We start from the raw sequence: 15,331 nt of genomic DNA, 5'->3' as shown, positions 1-15,331 counted from the left end.
GAGCCCCCTTTCAGAGTTGCCGCGCCAGGCGCGGATCGAGCGCGTCTCGCAAGCCGTCGCCCAGCAGGTTGATCGCCAGCACCGTCGCGGCCAGCAGGATGCCGGGGTAAAGGATGATATGGAACGCCACCGCCACGAAGTTGCGGCCCTCGGCCATCATGTTGCCCCAGCTCGGTGTCTGCCCGGGCACGCCGACGCCGAGGAAGGACAGGGCCGCTTCCGTCAGCACGGCGGCGGCGGCCACGAAGGTGGCCTGCACGATCAGCGGCGCCACCATGTTGGGCACCACATGGCGCGCCAGGATCACCGGCAGGCGGGTGCCCACCGCATGCGCGGCTTCGACGTAGAGTTGCTCGCGCAGCGTGAGCGCCAGCGAGCGCACCAGCCGCACCACGCGCGGGACCTCGGGGATGGTGATGGCGACGATCACGGCCGTGAGGCTGGCCTGCGTGACCGCCATCAGCGCGATTGCCAGCAAGATGCCCGGGATGGCCATCAAGCCGTCCATCACGCGCATCACGAAGGAGTCGGCCCAGCGCACGAAGCCCGCGGCGAGGCCAAGCAGCACGCCGAAACCGGTTGCCAGCAGGCCGACCGAGCCGCCGACGACCATCGAGACGCGCCCGCCCCAGACCGCGCGGCTGAACACATCGCGGCCCAGCGCGTCGGTGCCGAACCAGTGCTCGGCCGAGGGCGGCTGCATGCGCGCCAGCGGATCGATATCCTGGGGATCGAAGGTGGCGATCCAGGGCGCGCCGATGGAGAGCGCGGCAATCGCGACCAGCAACAGCGCGCCGACGATCAGCGTGGGGTGCTTGCGCGCCCAGTGCCAGCGCGGCAGCACGAACGGGGTGTCCTGAGGCACCGCCGCGCTGGGGGCAGCGCCATCGGTCACAGGCAGGGAGGTGGACATGGTGACAGGTCTCGCGGCAAGGATGGGGTTGGTACCGGATGTCAGTACTTGATGCGCGGATCGAACAGGCGGTAGCTCAGGTCGATCATCAGGTTGATCAGCACGTAGACGCCGGCCGAGATCAACAGCACGCTCTGGATCACCGGGTAATCGTGGCGCTGCACCGAGTCGACCACCAGGCGGCCGACGCCGGGAATCGCGAACACGGTCTCGGTGACGACCACGCCGCCGATCAGCAGCGCGATGCCCATGCCGATGGTGGTGGCGATCGGGATTGCCGCGTTGCGCAGCGCATGGCCCAGCACCGGCAGCACGCCCAGGCCTTTGGCGCGCGCGGTGCGGATGTAGTCCTCGTGCAGCACCTCAAGCACGGTGGCGCGCGTCATGCGCGTCACCAGCGCGATATAGACCAGCGCCAGGTTGACGCAGGGCAGGACCAGGCTGCGCAGCCATTCGCCGATGCCGTCGGCCAGGCGCGCATAGCCCTGCACCGGAAACCACGGCAGCTGGATGGCGAAGGCATAGACCAGCAGGTAGCCCACCAGGAACACCGGCAGGGAAAACGCCAGCACCGCGAACAACATCACCAGCCGGTCGATCCAGCTGCCGGCGCGGTAGGCCGCAAGCGTGCCCAGCGGCACCGCGACCAGCAAGGTCAGCAGCATGGTCAGCGCGGCAATGCAGGCCGTGGGTTCCAGCCGCTGCGCCAGCAACCGGGCCACCGGCACCTGGGTGAAGATCGAGGTGCCGAGGTCGCCGGTGGCGAGCCGGCCGAGCCACAGCACGAACTGCCGCCACAGCGGCAGGTCCAGGCCCAGCGCGCCACGCAGTCTGGTGATGTCGTCGACCGTGGCAAGGTCGCCCGCGATCAGTGCGGCCGGGTCGCCCGGCGACAAGTGGATCAGCAGGAACACCACGATGGCGACCACCGCCATCACGGGTAGCGTCGCGGCCAGGCGTCGGAGCAGGTAGCCCATCGTCGTGTCTCCTCGGTGGGTCGTTCTTCGTTTTTTGTTCGTCGTTCGTCGTTTTTACTTGTCGAGCATCCAGACCGTGGGCATGCCAGCCCACAGCTTGTCGACGCCCTTGAGGCTGGCGCGTGCCGCGAAGGCCGCCGAGTACTGGCCGGCATTCACATAGGGCACGGCCTCATAGGCGCGCTTCTGGAAGGCATCGAGCAATTCCTTGCGCTTGGCCGGCACGGTCTCGCGGATCCAGGCGGTGCGTAGCGCATCGAGCGGCTTGTCGCAGGGCCAGCCGGGCAGGCTGTTGCCGCAGGCGGCGCTGAGGTAGGCGTTGGTGATCGGCGAATTCGAATCGAACTCGCCCGCCACGGTCACGTACATGCTCCAGCCACCGGCCTCGGGCGCTTCGCGCTTGGCGCGGCGCGCACCGATGGATGCCCAGTCCATGTTCTGCATGTCCACGTTCATGCCCATGCTGCGCATGGTCTGCGCCGCCATCAGGGCCTCGGCGTTGAGCTGGGGCACGTCGGTCGGCACCAGCACCACCACCTTCTCGCCCTTGTAGCCGGCCGCGCCGAGCAACTGCTTGGCGCGCGCCAGGTCGGCCTTGCGATACGGCTCGGCGCCGGCCGTCGTATCGTTGGGGCCGCCGCAGATGAAGTAGGTGGCGCAGTAGTTCATGCGCATATCGAGTGGATACCCCATGGCCGCGGTGAAGCGCTCCTGGCTTACCGCCTGCAGGAAGGCCTGGCGGACCTTCGGGTTATTGAAGGGCGGATGGAGCTGGTTCATCACCAGCACGCCCTGGTAGGCGCCGCCCGAGCCGATCTTGACGCTGGTGTCGGCACGCAGCGGGGCGATGTAGTCCGGCGGCACCTGCTCGACCAGGTCGACCTCGCCGCGCTTGAGCGCCGCGATGGCGCTGTTGGCATCCGGCAGGTAGAGCCATTCCACGCGGTCGAACTGGCTCTTCTTGCTGCCGGCGAGGCCGCTCGCCGGTTCGCTGCGCGCCACGTAGTTCGGGTTGCGCACGAAGACCGCCTTGTTGCCCGGTACCCATTCGTCGCGCTTGAAGATGAAGGGGCCGGAGCCCATCACCTCGGGCAGCGGCGCGGTGGCGGGCATCCTGGCCAGGCGCTCCGGCAGGATCACCGGCGGGAAGCCCGAAGGCTTGGCCAGCGCATCGAGCACCATGCCAAAGGGCTCCTTGAGCGTGAGCGTGAAACTGCGCGCGTCGAGCGCCTTCCATTCGGCGCCAGCGTCGCCCATGGCGCGGCCCAGGCTGTCGCGCGCGCTCCAGCGCTGCAGCGATGCGACGGCGTCGGCCGCGGTGACCGCGCTGCCATCCGAGAACTTGAGGCCGGGGCGCAGGGTGAAGCTCCACTGCTTGCCGTCCTTGGCACTGCTGTACTTTTCCACCATCTGCGGTTGCGGCTTGCCGCTCGCGTCCTGCGCGAACAGCGTGTCGTAGACCATGTAGCCGAAGTTGCGCGTGATGTAGGCGGTGGTGAAAGTCGGGTCGAGGATCTTCAGGTCGGCATGGGCTACGACCTTGAGGGTCTTGGTCTGCGCCAGCACGGGAAGGCTGGCGCTGGCCAGGGCGAGTGCGCTCGCCGCCAGAGCGGTGCGCAGGGTGGGATTCGGTTTCATGGGCGTGTCTCCTTTCTTGTTGTTGTCGTTGTTATCGTTGTTGCCGTTGCGAACCGGCGCGCGGTGCTCAGGCCGCCGCTGCGTCAAGCGGCCACTTGGGCCGGCGCACCTTGCGGTAGGGCAGGGTCGTGAGGTCGAGCGTCACGGCGCCGGGGGCGCCTACGTAGATCACGTGCCTGGCCACCGTCGAGAACGAGGCGTAAAAATGTTGCGAGGACTTGACCACGATGATCTTCTTGCGCGCGAGGTCGCAGCCCAGTTGCGTGAACAGATCCGTGCCCATCGCCTGGTTGCGCAGGGTAATCAGCACGATGTCGATGCCGTTGGCTTCCACCAGCGCGCAATCGCCCATCTGCATCGGCGTGTTCGACAGGCCCGTCATCACCATGTCGGGCAGCAAGGCCTTGATCGTGCAGTCCAGGTCCAGCGGATCACCCGAGAGCGGGCTGATCTTGCCGCCGATGCGCATCGCCAGGCGCGCGCCCACACCCGCATCAAAGGCGATGCGCACCGCGATCGGGTCCCACAGCGGGCCGACGGCGGCGTTGGCGATGCCGCGCTCGATCATGCGGCGCAGGATAAAGGTGGAGTCGCTTGCCGCGCCGCCCCCGGGATTGTCGGCGCCGTCTGCCAGCACCACCGGGCCGCCGTCGAAGGCCAGGGCCTCGTCGAGCGCGGTGTCGATGTCGGGATAGCGCACCGTGAGCGCCTCGCGCATGCCGATCAGCTCGTCGGCCAGCTGGCGGGCCAGCGCATCGGCCTGGGCCTGGTTGCCATCGGTGTAGACCAGCACCTTGGTGCCCATGCCGGGCACGTCTCCCCACGAGAAGCCGTGCGCGATCGAGACCGACAGCACGCCGTCGCGGCCTTCCAGCGACTGGATGCGGTCCACGAAGCCGCGCGCCGGCTCGCGCGAGGTATGAACGGTAACGATCATCTCGCAGTCGACCACGGCAGCCACGGGGCGGACCTTGCCCTGCACCTTGGCCGCGCACAGGTCGACCAGTTCCAGGGCGCGCTCCAGCACGTCGGTGTGCGGGTATTCCTTGAAGGCGATCAGCACGTCGGCATGCTCGACCATCTCCGGCGTCAGGTGGCTGTGCGGATCGAGTTCCGCGCCGATCACCACCTGCGGCCCGACGATGGCGCGCACGCGCTGCAGCAGGTCGCCTTCGCAGTCGTCGTAGCCATCGGCCACCATCGCGCCGTGCAGGCCTAGCAGCACCATGTCCACGGGCAGCGCCGCGCGCAGGTCGGCCAGCAGTTCCTCGCGCAGGGTTTCGTAGGCATGGCGCGTGGTGGTGCCGCTGGGCTGCGCGCCGGCTACCATGCCTTCGGACAACTGCCAGCCGCGCTCCTTGCCGCGCAGCCGGGCGGCCCACAGCGGGCCGGAGAAGAACGTCATCTGCTCTGGGTGCTGGCCGGCCGGGAAGTAGCCGCGGTCCCTGAAGGAGGCGAGGCCGGTCGGCATCGGCCCGAAGGTGTTGGTTTCGGTGGCGAGGGAGGCACTGAAGACACGCACGGTGGTGAACTCCTGGTCAATTTGGCGATTGGCGATCGGCGATTTGGGGGGGGCAACGCGATTCAGGTCGGGTCAGCCAGGCGGCGCAGCCGCGCGGGCCCCAGCATCTCGGCGGTCAGGCCGAACGATGCGGGATGCGCGGGCACGGGCAGGCCGCGCGCAAGCGCGGCGCAGGTTTCGCCCATGGCGGCCGAAGTCTGGATGCCGTAGCCGCCCTGGCCAGCCACCCAGAAGAAGCCGGGTGCCGCGTCGTCAAAGCCGCCGACCAGGTCGCCGTCGGCGACGAAGGAGCGCAGCCCGGCCCAGGTGCGGGTGGGGCGGCGGATTGCCAGCGAGGTGGCTTGCTCGATGCGGTGGATGGCGAGCGCGATATCCATTTCCTCGGGCTGGATGTCCTGTGGCTCGACCGGATCGGCATTGGCCGGCGAGCCCAGCAACATGCCGGCATCGGGCTTGAAGTACCAGTCCTCGCCGGCGCCGAAGACCATGGGCCAGCGGTCCGTGTCCATGTCCGCGGGCGGCGCGAAGATGAACGCGGAGCGGCGGCGGGGCTCGATTCCCAGCGGCTGCACGCCGGCCAGCCGCGCAATGGCGTCGACCCAGGCGCCGGCGGCGTTGAGCAGCACGGGCGCTTCATAGACCGCCCCGCCCGCCTCCACGCGCCAGTGGCCCTGCACGCGCGCAATGGCGCTGACTTCGGCATCGCACACCAGCTTGCCGCCGGCCTGGCGCATGCCGCGCAGATAGCCTTGGTGGATGGCATGCACATCCATGTCCGCCGCGTTGGGCTCATACACGGCGCCCAGCACCTGTTCTGGGCGCAGCGCCGGCACGCGCTCGCGTGCTTGCTCGGCGCTCAGGCGGCGCGCATCGGGGTCCATGGCGCGCAGCATCTCCCAGTGCGCTTCGAGCAGCGGCAATTGTCCGGGGCCGGCGATCATGAGCGCGCCGCGCGGGGTGAGCAGCGGATGCGAGGCAAAGCCCGGCGGCGGGTCCTGCAGGAAAGCGCGGCTTGCCATGGTCAGCGCGCGTACCTGCTGCGTGCCATAGCTCTCCATGAAGAGCGCCGCCGAGCGGCCGGTCGAGTGGTAGCCAGGCTGGGCCTCGCGCTCGAGCACGATGACGCGGCCATGCGGCGCGAGCCAGTGCGCGACGGACGCGCCGGCAATGCCACCCCCGATGACGAGGTAGTCGGCTGATATCGGCGAAGCGGCGTGAGTTGTGCGCATGATGGTGGTGGGACTGAGCGCGCTCGTGGGCGCTGGTGCTTTGGAATGCGAGTGAGTGTATTCAAGAATTTGCGAATATGCAAATTGCGAATACGCAAATTTTGCACTAAAGTGAGCAGCATGGGATGTACCCGGCTGTGCCGTCTGATAGCATCCGCTCCAACGGAAAAAAGGACGCAGGCTTGAAAACACACATCGCCCCGGGGCGCGGCAGCGACGATAGCGACGAGTCGCGCACGCTCGACCGCGAGACCTTTGGCAAGCGCCTGCGCAGTGCGCGCAAGGCCTTTGGCTGGACGCTGGCACATCTGGCCGAGCTGTCGGGCGTGTCGATCACCACCATCTCGCGCGCGGAGCGCGGGCAGCTGGCATTGGGCTACGAGAATTTTGCCGCGCTGGGCAAGGCGCTGCGGATGGACATGGGCTCGATGTTCGCGGGCGCCGGCGCCAAGCCAGCGCCATTCCAGGGGCCCGTCGTGACGCGGGCCGGCGAGGGCGTGACCTATCGGGGCGTGTCGTTTTCCTATGAGTTCCTCGGTACCGAGGCGGTGGGAAAGCAGATGATTCCGGTGGTCAGCACCGTGCACGCGCGCCGTATCGCGGGACCCGAGGATTTCGCGCGCCATCCCGGGGAGGAGTTCGTGTACGTACTCTCCGGGGAGATCGAGGTGCATTTCGACGGCGGCGAGCGGGTGCGCCTGGCGCGCGGCGATTCGCTGTACTTCGATGCCCGCATGGGCCACGCCTACATCAGCCTCAGCCGCCAGCTTGCGCGGATCGTCGGCGTGATGACCAGCGAAAGCAGCTTCATGAAGTCCGCCCAGGCCGGGGAGACGGAAGCCGCGCCGAAACCTGCCGCCAGGCGGCCGCGGGGTAAGGGTTGAAGCGTTGAAGCGTTGAAGGGCTGAAGTGCCATTTGCCTGCCCCATCCGTGCATGCGGGTGCCTGCCCGGGCCAAGGGAATGCCCGTCAGCCCTAAAGTATTTCGTCTCCTTGCCGTTAAGTGGCCACGCCTTATTCAATCTGTACGCGAGGAGCTGGCATGCTGAAACGGATCAAGACCCAACAGCTTCAAGTCGGAATGTTCGTGGCCAGGGTGGGGGGGGCATGGCTGGAGCATCCCTTCTGGCGCTCCCGCTTCCTGGTGAACAACCAGGAACAGATCGACCAGATGATCGCCTCCAAGGTCGAGGAGGTCTGGATCGATCTGCTCAAGGGCAAGGGTGTGCCGCCGCCCGTGCAACTGGCGGCGTCGGGGTCCTTGAGCGTGAAGCCCGTCGCGGACGAGCCGGCCGGCGCCGTGCCGCAGTCGGGGGTGCCGCTGGAGGTGGAGTTCGGGCTGGCCCGGGAGGTGATGAAGAACGGCAAGGCGGTGGTCGGGTCGATGTTCACGAATGCCCGCATGGGCCGGGCACTGGAGGTGGAGGGTGCCCTGATGCTGGTCGATTCCGTATCGAATTCGCTGACCCGCCATTCGCAGGCGCTGATCGCGCTGGCGCGGCTCAAGGTGCGGGACGACTACACCTATCTGCATTCCTTCGCGGTCTGCGCGCTGATGATCGCGCTCGGCCGCACCCTTGGCCTGGACAATGCTGCGGTGCAGCAGCTCGGGCTGGCGGGCCTGGTGCACGATATCGGCAAGATTTCCGTGCCCACGCACGTGCTGCACAAGCAGGGCGAAATGACCGCCGCCGAGGTAGCGATGGTGCAGCGTCATCCTTCGGTGGGTTACCGCGTCCTCAACGAGGCCAAGCTCTACAGCAATATTCCCCTCGATGTCTGCATGCACCACCACGAGCGCATCGACGGGCGCGGCTATCCGTTTGGCCTGCATGGCAACGAGATCAGCGTGCACGCCAAGATTGCCGCGGTGTGCGACGCCTATGACTCCCTGACCTCCAACCGGCCCGGGCACCAGGCGTGGACGCCCGCGCGGGCGCTGGAGTATATGGCGGTGCGGGTGGATACACTGTTCGATCGTACCGTGTTCCAGGCCTTCACCCGGTCCATTGGCATCTATCCGCTGGGCACGGTGCTGCGCTTGCGTTCCGGACGGCTGGCGGTGGTCTTCGCGCAGAACGACAACGAGCCGCTGCGCCCGCAGGTCAAGGTGTTCTACTCGGTGAGCGAGGCCGCCCGCCTCGGCCCCGAGACGCTCGATCTGCGCGAGACGGAGGATACCGTGGCGGGGTTCGAGGATCCGGCGCAATGGGGCTTTCGCGACGAGCAATTGCTGGAGCTCTGCGCGGCCTGAACCCTGCCACGGTGCGGTAAGGCTGTGCTGGCGTCAGGCGGCCCAGGCCATCTCCAGGATGCGCGCGGCATGGCTCTGGCCCGCGCTGATACCCATGACGGCGCCCCATTCGGGGTCGAAGCGGCTGGCAAGGAAGGCGTCGGCGGTGGCCGTATCGGCGTGCTGGAGCATCAGGCAGGCCTGGGCGGTCAGCACCAGCCGCGTGGTGGTGCGGCGTGCCTCGGCCTGCTGCTCTTCCTCGGGCAGGCGCAGCGCCGCGCGCAATGCCGCGACGCTGGCCTGGATGCGTGGCTCGTCCGCGCCGACCACGCTCATGTGTTCCAGCACCCGCAGGTAGTCGTGCGGGTTGCGGCCGATGGCGCGTAGCACGTCCAGGCACATCACGTTGCCGGAGCCCTCCCAGATCGAGTTGACCGGGGCTTCGCGGAACAGCCGGCCCATGGGCCCATCTTCCACATAGCCGTTGCCACCGAAGACTTCCATGGCCTCGCCGGTCATCTCTACCGCGCGCTTGCAGATCCAGAATTTGGAAGCCGGCGTGAGGATGCGGCGCCATGCCAGGCGGGCGGGGTCGTCGGTGGCTTCGAAGGCAGTGGCCAGGTCCATGGCCAGCAGCATGGCAGCCTCCGCCTCCAGCGCCATGTCGGCCAGCAGCCTGACCATCAGCGGCTGGCGGATCAGCGGCTTGCCGAAGGCACTGCGGTGGCGCGCGTAGTGCAGGGCCTGCACCAGCGCCTGGCGCAGGAAGCCGGCACTGGATAGCGAGCAGTTAAGCCGGCTATATGTGGCCATCTCCAGGATGGTGGGAATGCCGCGGCCTTCCTCGCCGACCATGATGCCCCAGGCATCGCGGAACTCGACCTCGCTGCTGGAGTTGGAGCGGTTGCCTACCTTGTCCTTCAGGCGCTGGATCTCGATGGGGTTCTTGCTGCCGTCGGGGCGCCAGCGCGGCACGAAGAAGCAGGAGGAGCCGGCCTCGGTGTTTGCCAGCACCAGGTGGGCATCCGACATCGGCGCGGAGAAGAACCACTTGTGGCCGGTGATCAGGTACTCGGCTCCACGCCCCTCGCCGCGGCCGGGTACGGCGCGCGTGGTGTTGGCACGCACGTCGGAGCCGCCTTGTTTCTCGGTCATGCCCATGCCCACGTTGATCGAGCGCTTGTGCGCGATGGGAAGGTCGCGCGGGTCGTAGGCCTGCGTCAGCAGTTTGTCGCCGAACTGCGCGAACAATCCCGGCTCCTTGCGCAGCACGGGGATGCAGGCCTGGGTCATATTGGTGGGGCACAGCGAGCCGGACTCGATCTGGCTATGCATATAGAGCGAGGCTGCGTAGGAAGCCCAGGCCGAGGGGCGCGTATCGGCGAAGGGCAGGTTGGCCAGCCCGCTGTGGCGCGCCATGGCCATCAGCTCATGCCAGGCTGGGTGAAAACGCACCTGGTCGATGCGCTCGCCGATGCGCGAATGTGTGTGCAGCTCGGGATGATGACGATTGGCGTCTTCGGCATGCTGGATCGTTTGCTCGGCGCCGAGCACCGCGCCCTGGCGTTCGAGTTCCCCCTCGTTCCATCCCGCGCCGGCGCGTGCAACCGCGCGGCGGATGCCAGGGTCGCTGGTGTAGAGGTTGTAGTCCTTGAGCTCGGGGACCTGGTTGGTGATGACGTGGGTGGTGTGGGTGGCGTGCGTGGCGTTCATGGCGGGCTGTCTCCTTGGGCCGGGCGGCCGGGCTTGCCGCCACCCGTTAGATTCGAAAGGTCATTCTAGATAGAATGGCCAGCCTGCATGTTCGGCTTTCGGAGCACCATGAACCCACAGCAAAAAGGCCCGGCAAAGCCGCGCCGCAGGCCGGTGCAGTCGCGCTCATGGCAGACCTCCCTGGCCATCCAGGAGGCCTTTGTTCGGCTTTTGGCCGGGCAGGACTATGGGCAGGTGACGATCCGCGCCATCGTGGACCTGGCCGGCGTGGGGCTGGGGACGTTCTACGAGTACTTCGGCAGCAAGGAAGAACTGGCGCAGGTATGCCTGCACCTGCGCGCCAAGCGGATCGTGCTGGCGATGGACGCCGGACTGGCGCGGTGCCGGGGCGAATCGATGGCGGCCATCGTGGACGCGCTGATCGCCGTCAACGTAGAGCACCACCGGGAGACGCCGGAGCGTTGGGGGCCGATCTACCTGCTGGAGCGGCATTACTCGGGGCGCGCGGCCTACCAGAAGATGTACGCGCGGTTTGTGAACGGGTGGAGCAGGGCGCTGCTAAGCGCGGCCGACGCGCCGCAGGCAGGGGTGGTCGAGGAGGCCTCGGTGACGCTGCAGGCCATCGTCTATGGCCTGATCTCGCATGCTTGCATCGATGAAGGGGAGGGGATCGATTTCCCGCGGCTAATGCGACAACTGCGGGGCGCGGCGCATGGATACCTGCGAACGCTTGGCGGGCAGGAGGGAACAGTCTGAGGCGCAAATGAAAACCGGCGCCATCGGCGCCGGTTTTCCCGTCACGGCAAGCCCGAGTCCACTTACTGGATCTTGGCCTTGTCCTTGAGCGACTTCATCATTGCCTGGAACTGCTCGCGCTGCCAGTTCTGGTCGCCCATCAGCATCTGCACCAGCTGCGGCTTGACTTCCTCGAACGTCGGGATCTTGGCGTCGCGGGTGTCGTCGAGCTGGATGATGTGCCAGCCGAACTGGGTCTTGACCGGGGTTTCGGTCATCTGGCCCTTCTTCAGCGCGGTCATGGCGGCCGAGAATTCCGGCACGTAGCTGCTGCTGTTGGCCCAGTCGAGGTCGCCGCCGTTGGCTGCGGAGCCCGGGTCCTTGGACGAGGCCTTGGCCATGTCTTCGAACTTGGCGCCGGCCTTGATCTTGGCGATGATGGCGCGCGCGTCGGCTTCCTTCTCGACCAGGATGTGGCGGGCGTGGTATTCCTTGCCGCTGCCGAACTGGGTCTTGATCTTGTCGTACTGCTTGCGCAGTTCGTCGTCGCTGGCGCCGTGGGTCTTGACGTAGTCCTCGAACACGGCACCGGCCAGCACGTTCAGCTTGGCTTGTTCCAGCTGTTCCTGCAGGTCGTCGCGCTGGGTCAGGCCGCGCTTGTTGGCTTCCTGCAGCAGCAGCTCACGGTCGATCAGCATGGTGCGGGCACGGTCGCGCAGTTCTGCGCTGGGAGGCTGTCCGGTGCCGGCTACGAGCTTGTCCAGCTTGGCCGAGGGGATCGCCTTGCCATTCACGACGGCGGCGTTCTGGGCGAGGGCGGGCAAGCTGCCAGCGGCAAGCACAGCCGCCAGGCTGAACGAGAGGACTGTGGTCTTCATGGAATCAGGTCTGAGAGTTGCTCGAGGAATCGCGGGAGGTTTCGCGGGATTCAAGTTCTTGGTCAGTCAGCGCGGTCACCGCCAGCGCGTGGATTTGCGCGGGGAATAGATCGCGCAGCGCATCATACACCATGCGATGGCGTGCCACCCGGGTGCTGCCGGCAAATTGCGCGCTGACGATGGTGACGTGGTAATGCCCGCCGCCGGAGGCGGCGCCGGCGTGGCCGGCGTGCAGCGCGCTGTCGTCGCGTACTTCGATGCTGGAGGGCGAAAGGGCTGCGCGCAGCAGGGCTTCGATTTGTGCGGGTTCTGCGGCCATCGGTGAATGCGTATCCTGGTGGGGCCCGGCCTGAGCCGGGAGATCAATCGAGGCAGGCGCGGCGGGCAGGGCCCGCCGCCACGCTTACTCGGGGGTGTTTTCCTGCATGTGGCGGGACAGCCAGACGCTTTGTGCCAGGATGAACACCAGCATCAGGCCCATGCTGCCGAACAGCTTGAAGTTGACCCAGGCGTCGGTGGAGAACTGGTAGGCCACATAGAGGTTGACCACGCCCATCACGGCGAAGAAAGCGGCCCAGGCGGCGTTGAGCCTGCCCCAGGCGGCTTCCGGCATGGTGACCTGCTTGCCCAGCATGGCGCGGATCAGGTTCTTGCGCCAGATCAGCGCCGACAGGGTCAGCGTGGCGGCGAACAGCCAGTACAGCACGGTGGGTTTCCACTTGATGAAGGTCTCGTTATGCAGCAGCAGCGTGGCGCCGCCGAACACCGAGATGATCGCCAGGCTGACCCACTGCATCGGCTCGACCTTGCGGTGGCGCAGCCAGACCCAGCCGATCTGCACCACGGTGGCGGCGATCGCCACGCCGGTGGCGGCGTAGATGCCGGCGAACTTGAAGGCGACGAAGAACAGGATGACCGGAAACAGGTCGAACAGGAATTTCATGCGAACAGGATTGAGCGACGCAGGGTCGAAGGCTTGGTTGGCGGCGAACCGCCGCGCGGGCGGTTCGGGCTTAGCGCGGCGTGTCGGGCGATGTCGGCGCGGCGTCACCCGCGTTGAGGTCGGCAGGGTCGCGCTGGTCGAATTTTAGCGCAGCCGAGTTGATGCAGTAGCGCAAACCGGTGGGCGCGGGGCCATCTTCGAAAACGTGGCCAAGGTGGCTGCCGCATTCCTTGCAGCGAACTTCCACCCGGACCATGCCGTGCGTGTGGTCGGTGTGCTCGTCGATCACCTCGCCGTTGATCGGGCGGAAGTAGCTCGGCCAGCCGCAACCGGCGTCGAACTTGGTGCTGGCTTCGAACAGCGGCGTGCCGCAGCCGACGCAACGGTAGGTGCCGCGCTCCCAGTGATCCCAGTAGCGGCCGGTGAAGGGCCGCTCCGTGGCGGCTTCGCGGGCAACGCGGTACTCGATGTCGGAGAGTTGCTCGCGCCACTCGGCTTCGGTCTTGTGCGTGGTCATAATCGGCTTTCCTTTCTCGTTGGCCGGGCGACTTGGCCGGCGCACAGCTTGTTGCGCCGCCCGCTTTTCGTCACCCAAGGCCAGTTGGTCGTTTCTTGCCTGTCAAACCTTACGGTGCTTGCAGTGGCGCCGCGCCTTCACGACGAGCAGCTCACTTCCAGCCCGGCTGCCCAGTCCGGCGGCAGCGCGGCGTAGCCTTCGGCCTCCGGCTGCTCGTCGAACGGGCGCGACAGCACGGCCAGCAGGCGATCCACCTCGCTGAAATCGTTCTCGCGCGCGCGCTGGATGGCGGTTTCGGCCAGGTGGTTGCGCAGCACGTACTTCGGGTTGACCGCCAGCATGGCCACGGCGCGCACGGCGTCAACGGAGTTCTCGGCACGCAGGCGGGCGCGGTAGGCCTCGGCCCAGGCATCCCACGCCGCGCGGTCCAGGAACAGGTCGCGCACCGGGGCATCCTGGCTGCCATCGGCACAGGAGATGCGGGCGAGGTTGCGCCAAAACAAGGTGTAGTCCACACGCTGGGCGTGCATCAGCTGGAACAGGTCAGTCAGCAGCGGCTCGTCGTCGGCATCGGGGCCGCCCGTCGGGCGCAGGCCAAGCTTGTCCCGGTATTGCTGGAAGAAGGCGGCGCCGTAGCGTTCGCGGAACGGATCCAGCGCGGCGCGCGCGGCTTCCACCGCGGCGTCGGTGGCCGCCTTGCCGGTTTCGGCGTCGGCCTTGCCATCGCCCTCTCGCCACAGCGGCATCAGGGCCTGGGCCAGGCAGTGCAGGTTCCAGAACGCAACCTGCGGCTGCTGGCTGTAGGCATAGCGGCCTTGCGAATCGGAATGGTTGCAGATGTGGTTGGCGTCGAACGCATCGAGGAAGCCAAAGGGGCCGTAGTCGATGGTCAGTCCGAGGATCGACATATTGTCGGTGTTCATCACGCCGTGGCAGAAGCCCACGGCCTGCCACCTGGCCATCAGGTCGGCGGTGCGCAGGGCGACTTCACGCAGCAGCGCCTGGTAGGGCTGCTTGTCGTCACGGCACTCGGGCATGAAGCGGTCGATCACGAAATCCGCCAGCTGGCGCAGCGAGCCGAGGTCCTCGCGGGCCGCGAAATGCTCGAAATGGCCAAAGCGGATAAAGGACGGCGCCAGGCGCGTCACCACGGAGGCGGTCTCGATGGTCTCGCGGCGCACCGGGGCGTCCGATCCGATGATGCACAGGGCGCGCGTGGTGGGCACCCCCAGTGCCTGCATCGCCTCGGAGCACAGGTATTCCCGGATCGAGGAGCGCAGCACGGCGCGGCCATCGGCCATGCGCGAGTAGGGCGTCATGCCGGCGCCCTTGAGCTGGATTTCCCAGGGGCCGGAGGCGGTGCGCGCCTCGGCCAGGCGTATCGCCCGGCCGTCGCCCAACTGTCCCGCCCAGACCCCGAACTGATGGCCGGAGTACACGCTGGCGAGGGGGTCGGCCCACTCGGGCACGTGATTTCCTGCAAAAGTTTCGATGAAGCTACGCTGCGTTGCGGCATCCGCATCCCAGCCCAGCAACCCGGCTGCGCTGGCCGACACGCTGACCAGCCTGGGCGAGGGGAGCGGCGTCGGCGCGAGCCGTGTAAAGAAGCGCGGGCCGAGCTGCGCAAAGCCAGGCACGCCAGCAAACGGCGGCCGCGGCTCGGCAGCATTCAATGGGGCGGGGCCTGCGGCGTCTGGCAAGGCTTGGGGGGCGTCGGTTGGCTCGGGAGAGTTCACTGGGGCATCACTATGGGTGGCTGGGCGGTGCAGCGCCGGCATGTCGGATTTCGCGCAAGTGCGCTTGCAGGCTAGGGAAAACGACATGTTGAGGTGCAACATGGCAGGCGTTATTGTACTTCCACGCCGTCATTCGCATCTCTGACCGTCGTTGTCACCACAATGTTTCCGGATATCCCTTGAATCCCGCCCCCGGCGCACCGCCATGGGGCCGGAGTGCAGCCCGCCGGCCTCCCGGATATGGCGCTGCACAACGGATTCCCGTTGACGTTTCATCAATGAATGGCAACAATCGGC

General features: G+C 67.2%; 14 protein-coding genes. 3 read left to right on the top strand and 11 right to left on the bottom strand.

Translation table 11 applies throughout. The annotated features are described in order from the left end of the window. Window positions 1-10: 10 nt before the first annotated feature. The 5 genes from RR42_RS11225 to RR42_RS11205 all read right to left on the bottom strand — a co-directional run bounded on the left by RR42_RS11225 (window position 11) and on the right by RR42_RS11205 (window position 6,279). Window positions 11-913, bottom strand: a complete 903-nt coding sequence (locus RR42_RS11225) for an ABC transporter permease (protein WP_043346691.1) — start codon at window positions 911-913, stop codon at window positions 11-13. 41 nt (window positions 914-954) lie between these two features. Then, the gene (locus RR42_RS11220) at window positions 955-1,890 is read right to left on the bottom strand and encodes an ABC transporter permease (protein ID WP_043346689.1); all 936 of its coding nucleotides are present in this window, start codon (window positions 1,888-1,890) and stop codon (window positions 955-957) included. Between the two features lie 54 nt (window positions 1,891-1,944). After that, the gene (locus tag RR42_RS11215) at window positions 1,945-3,528 is read right to left on the bottom strand and encodes an ABC transporter substrate-binding protein (RefSeq protein WP_043351913.1); all 1,584 of its coding nucleotides are present in this window, start codon (window positions 3,526-3,528) and stop codon (window positions 1,945-1,947) included. Window positions 3,529-3,595: 67 nt separating this feature from the next. Then, window positions 3,596-5,050: a M81 family metallopeptidase gene (locus RR42_RS11210; RefSeq protein WP_043346687.1), complete on the bottom strand. Its 1,455-nt coding sequence runs from the start codon at window positions 5,048-5,050 to the stop codon at window positions 3,596-3,598. 62 nt (window positions 5,051-5,112) lie between these two features. Further along, a complete protein-coding gene (locus RR42_RS11205) occupies window positions 5,113-6,279 on the bottom strand; it encodes an NAD(P)/FAD-dependent oxidoreductase (protein ID WP_043346684.1) in 1,167 nt (388 codons plus the stop codon). Between the two features lie 182 nt (window positions 6,280-6,461). Here RR42_RS11205 and RR42_RS11200 point away from each other — a divergent pair, with 182 nt between their 5' ends. Beyond that, entirely contained in the window at window positions 6,462-7,163 is a 702-nt protein-coding gene (locus RR42_RS11200; protein WP_043351910.1) for a helix-turn-helix domain-containing protein, read from the top strand. Between the two features lie 158 nt (window positions 7,164-7,321). Continuing rightward, entirely contained in the window at window positions 7,322-8,533 is a 1,212-nt protein-coding gene (locus tag RR42_RS11195) for an HD-GYP domain-containing protein (RefSeq protein WP_043346682.1), read from the top strand. Between the two features lie 33 nt (window positions 8,534-8,566). On the opposite strand, the gene RR42_RS11190 is transcribed toward RR42_RS11195, so the two are convergent. Continuing rightward, a complete protein-coding gene (locus RR42_RS11190; protein WP_052494600.1) occupies window positions 8,567-10,225 on the bottom strand; it encodes an acyl-CoA dehydrogenase family protein in 1,659 nt (552 codons plus the stop codon). Between the two features lie 108 nt (window positions 10,226-10,333). On the opposite strand from RR42_RS11190, the gene RR42_RS11185 reads away from it, so the two are divergent. Continuing rightward, a complete protein-coding gene (locus RR42_RS11185; protein ID WP_043346680.1) occupies window positions 10,334-10,981 on the top strand; it encodes a TetR/AcrR family transcriptional regulator in 648 nt (215 codons plus the stop codon). Window positions 10,982-11,043: 62 nt separating this feature from the next. On the opposite strand, the gene RR42_RS11180 is transcribed toward RR42_RS11185, so the two are convergent. From RR42_RS11180 to RR42_RS11160, 5 genes are all read right to left on the bottom strand, one after another. Then, the gene (locus tag RR42_RS11180) at window positions 11,044-11,838 is read right to left on the bottom strand and encodes a peptidylprolyl isomerase (RefSeq protein WP_043346678.1); all 795 of its coding nucleotides are present in this window, start codon (window positions 11,836-11,838) and stop codon (window positions 11,044-11,046) included. A 4-nt stretch (window positions 11,839-11,842) separates the two neighbouring features. Next, entirely contained in the window at window positions 11,843-12,157 is a 315-nt protein-coding gene (locus RR42_RS11175; RefSeq protein ID WP_043346676.1) for a BolA family protein, read from the bottom strand. Window positions 12,158-12,241: 84 nt separating this feature from the next. Then, a complete protein-coding gene (locus tag RR42_RS11170; RefSeq protein ID WP_043346674.1) occupies window positions 12,242-12,781 on the bottom strand; it encodes a septation protein A in 540 nt (179 codons plus the stop codon). 70 nt (window positions 12,782-12,851) lie between these two features. After that, entirely contained in the window at window positions 12,852-13,298 is a 447-nt protein-coding gene (gene msrB, locus RR42_RS11165; RefSeq protein ID WP_043346672.1) for a peptide-methionine (R)-S-oxide reductase MsrB, read from the bottom strand. A 137-nt stretch (window positions 13,299-13,435) separates the two neighbouring features. After that, window positions 13,436-15,076: a protein adenylyltransferase SelO gene (locus RR42_RS11160; protein WP_082055007.1), complete on the bottom strand. Its 1,641-nt coding sequence runs from the start codon at window positions 15,074-15,076 to the stop codon at window positions 13,436-13,438. Window positions 15,077-15,331 lie beyond the last annotated feature (255 nt).

The organism is Cupriavidus basilensis (assembly GCF_000832305.1).
Classification (GTDB): Bacteria; Pseudomonadota; Gammaproteobacteria; order Burkholderiales; family Burkholderiaceae; genus Cupriavidus; species Cupriavidus basilensis_F.
This window is presented reverse-complemented; position numbering and strand designations above follow the sequence as displayed.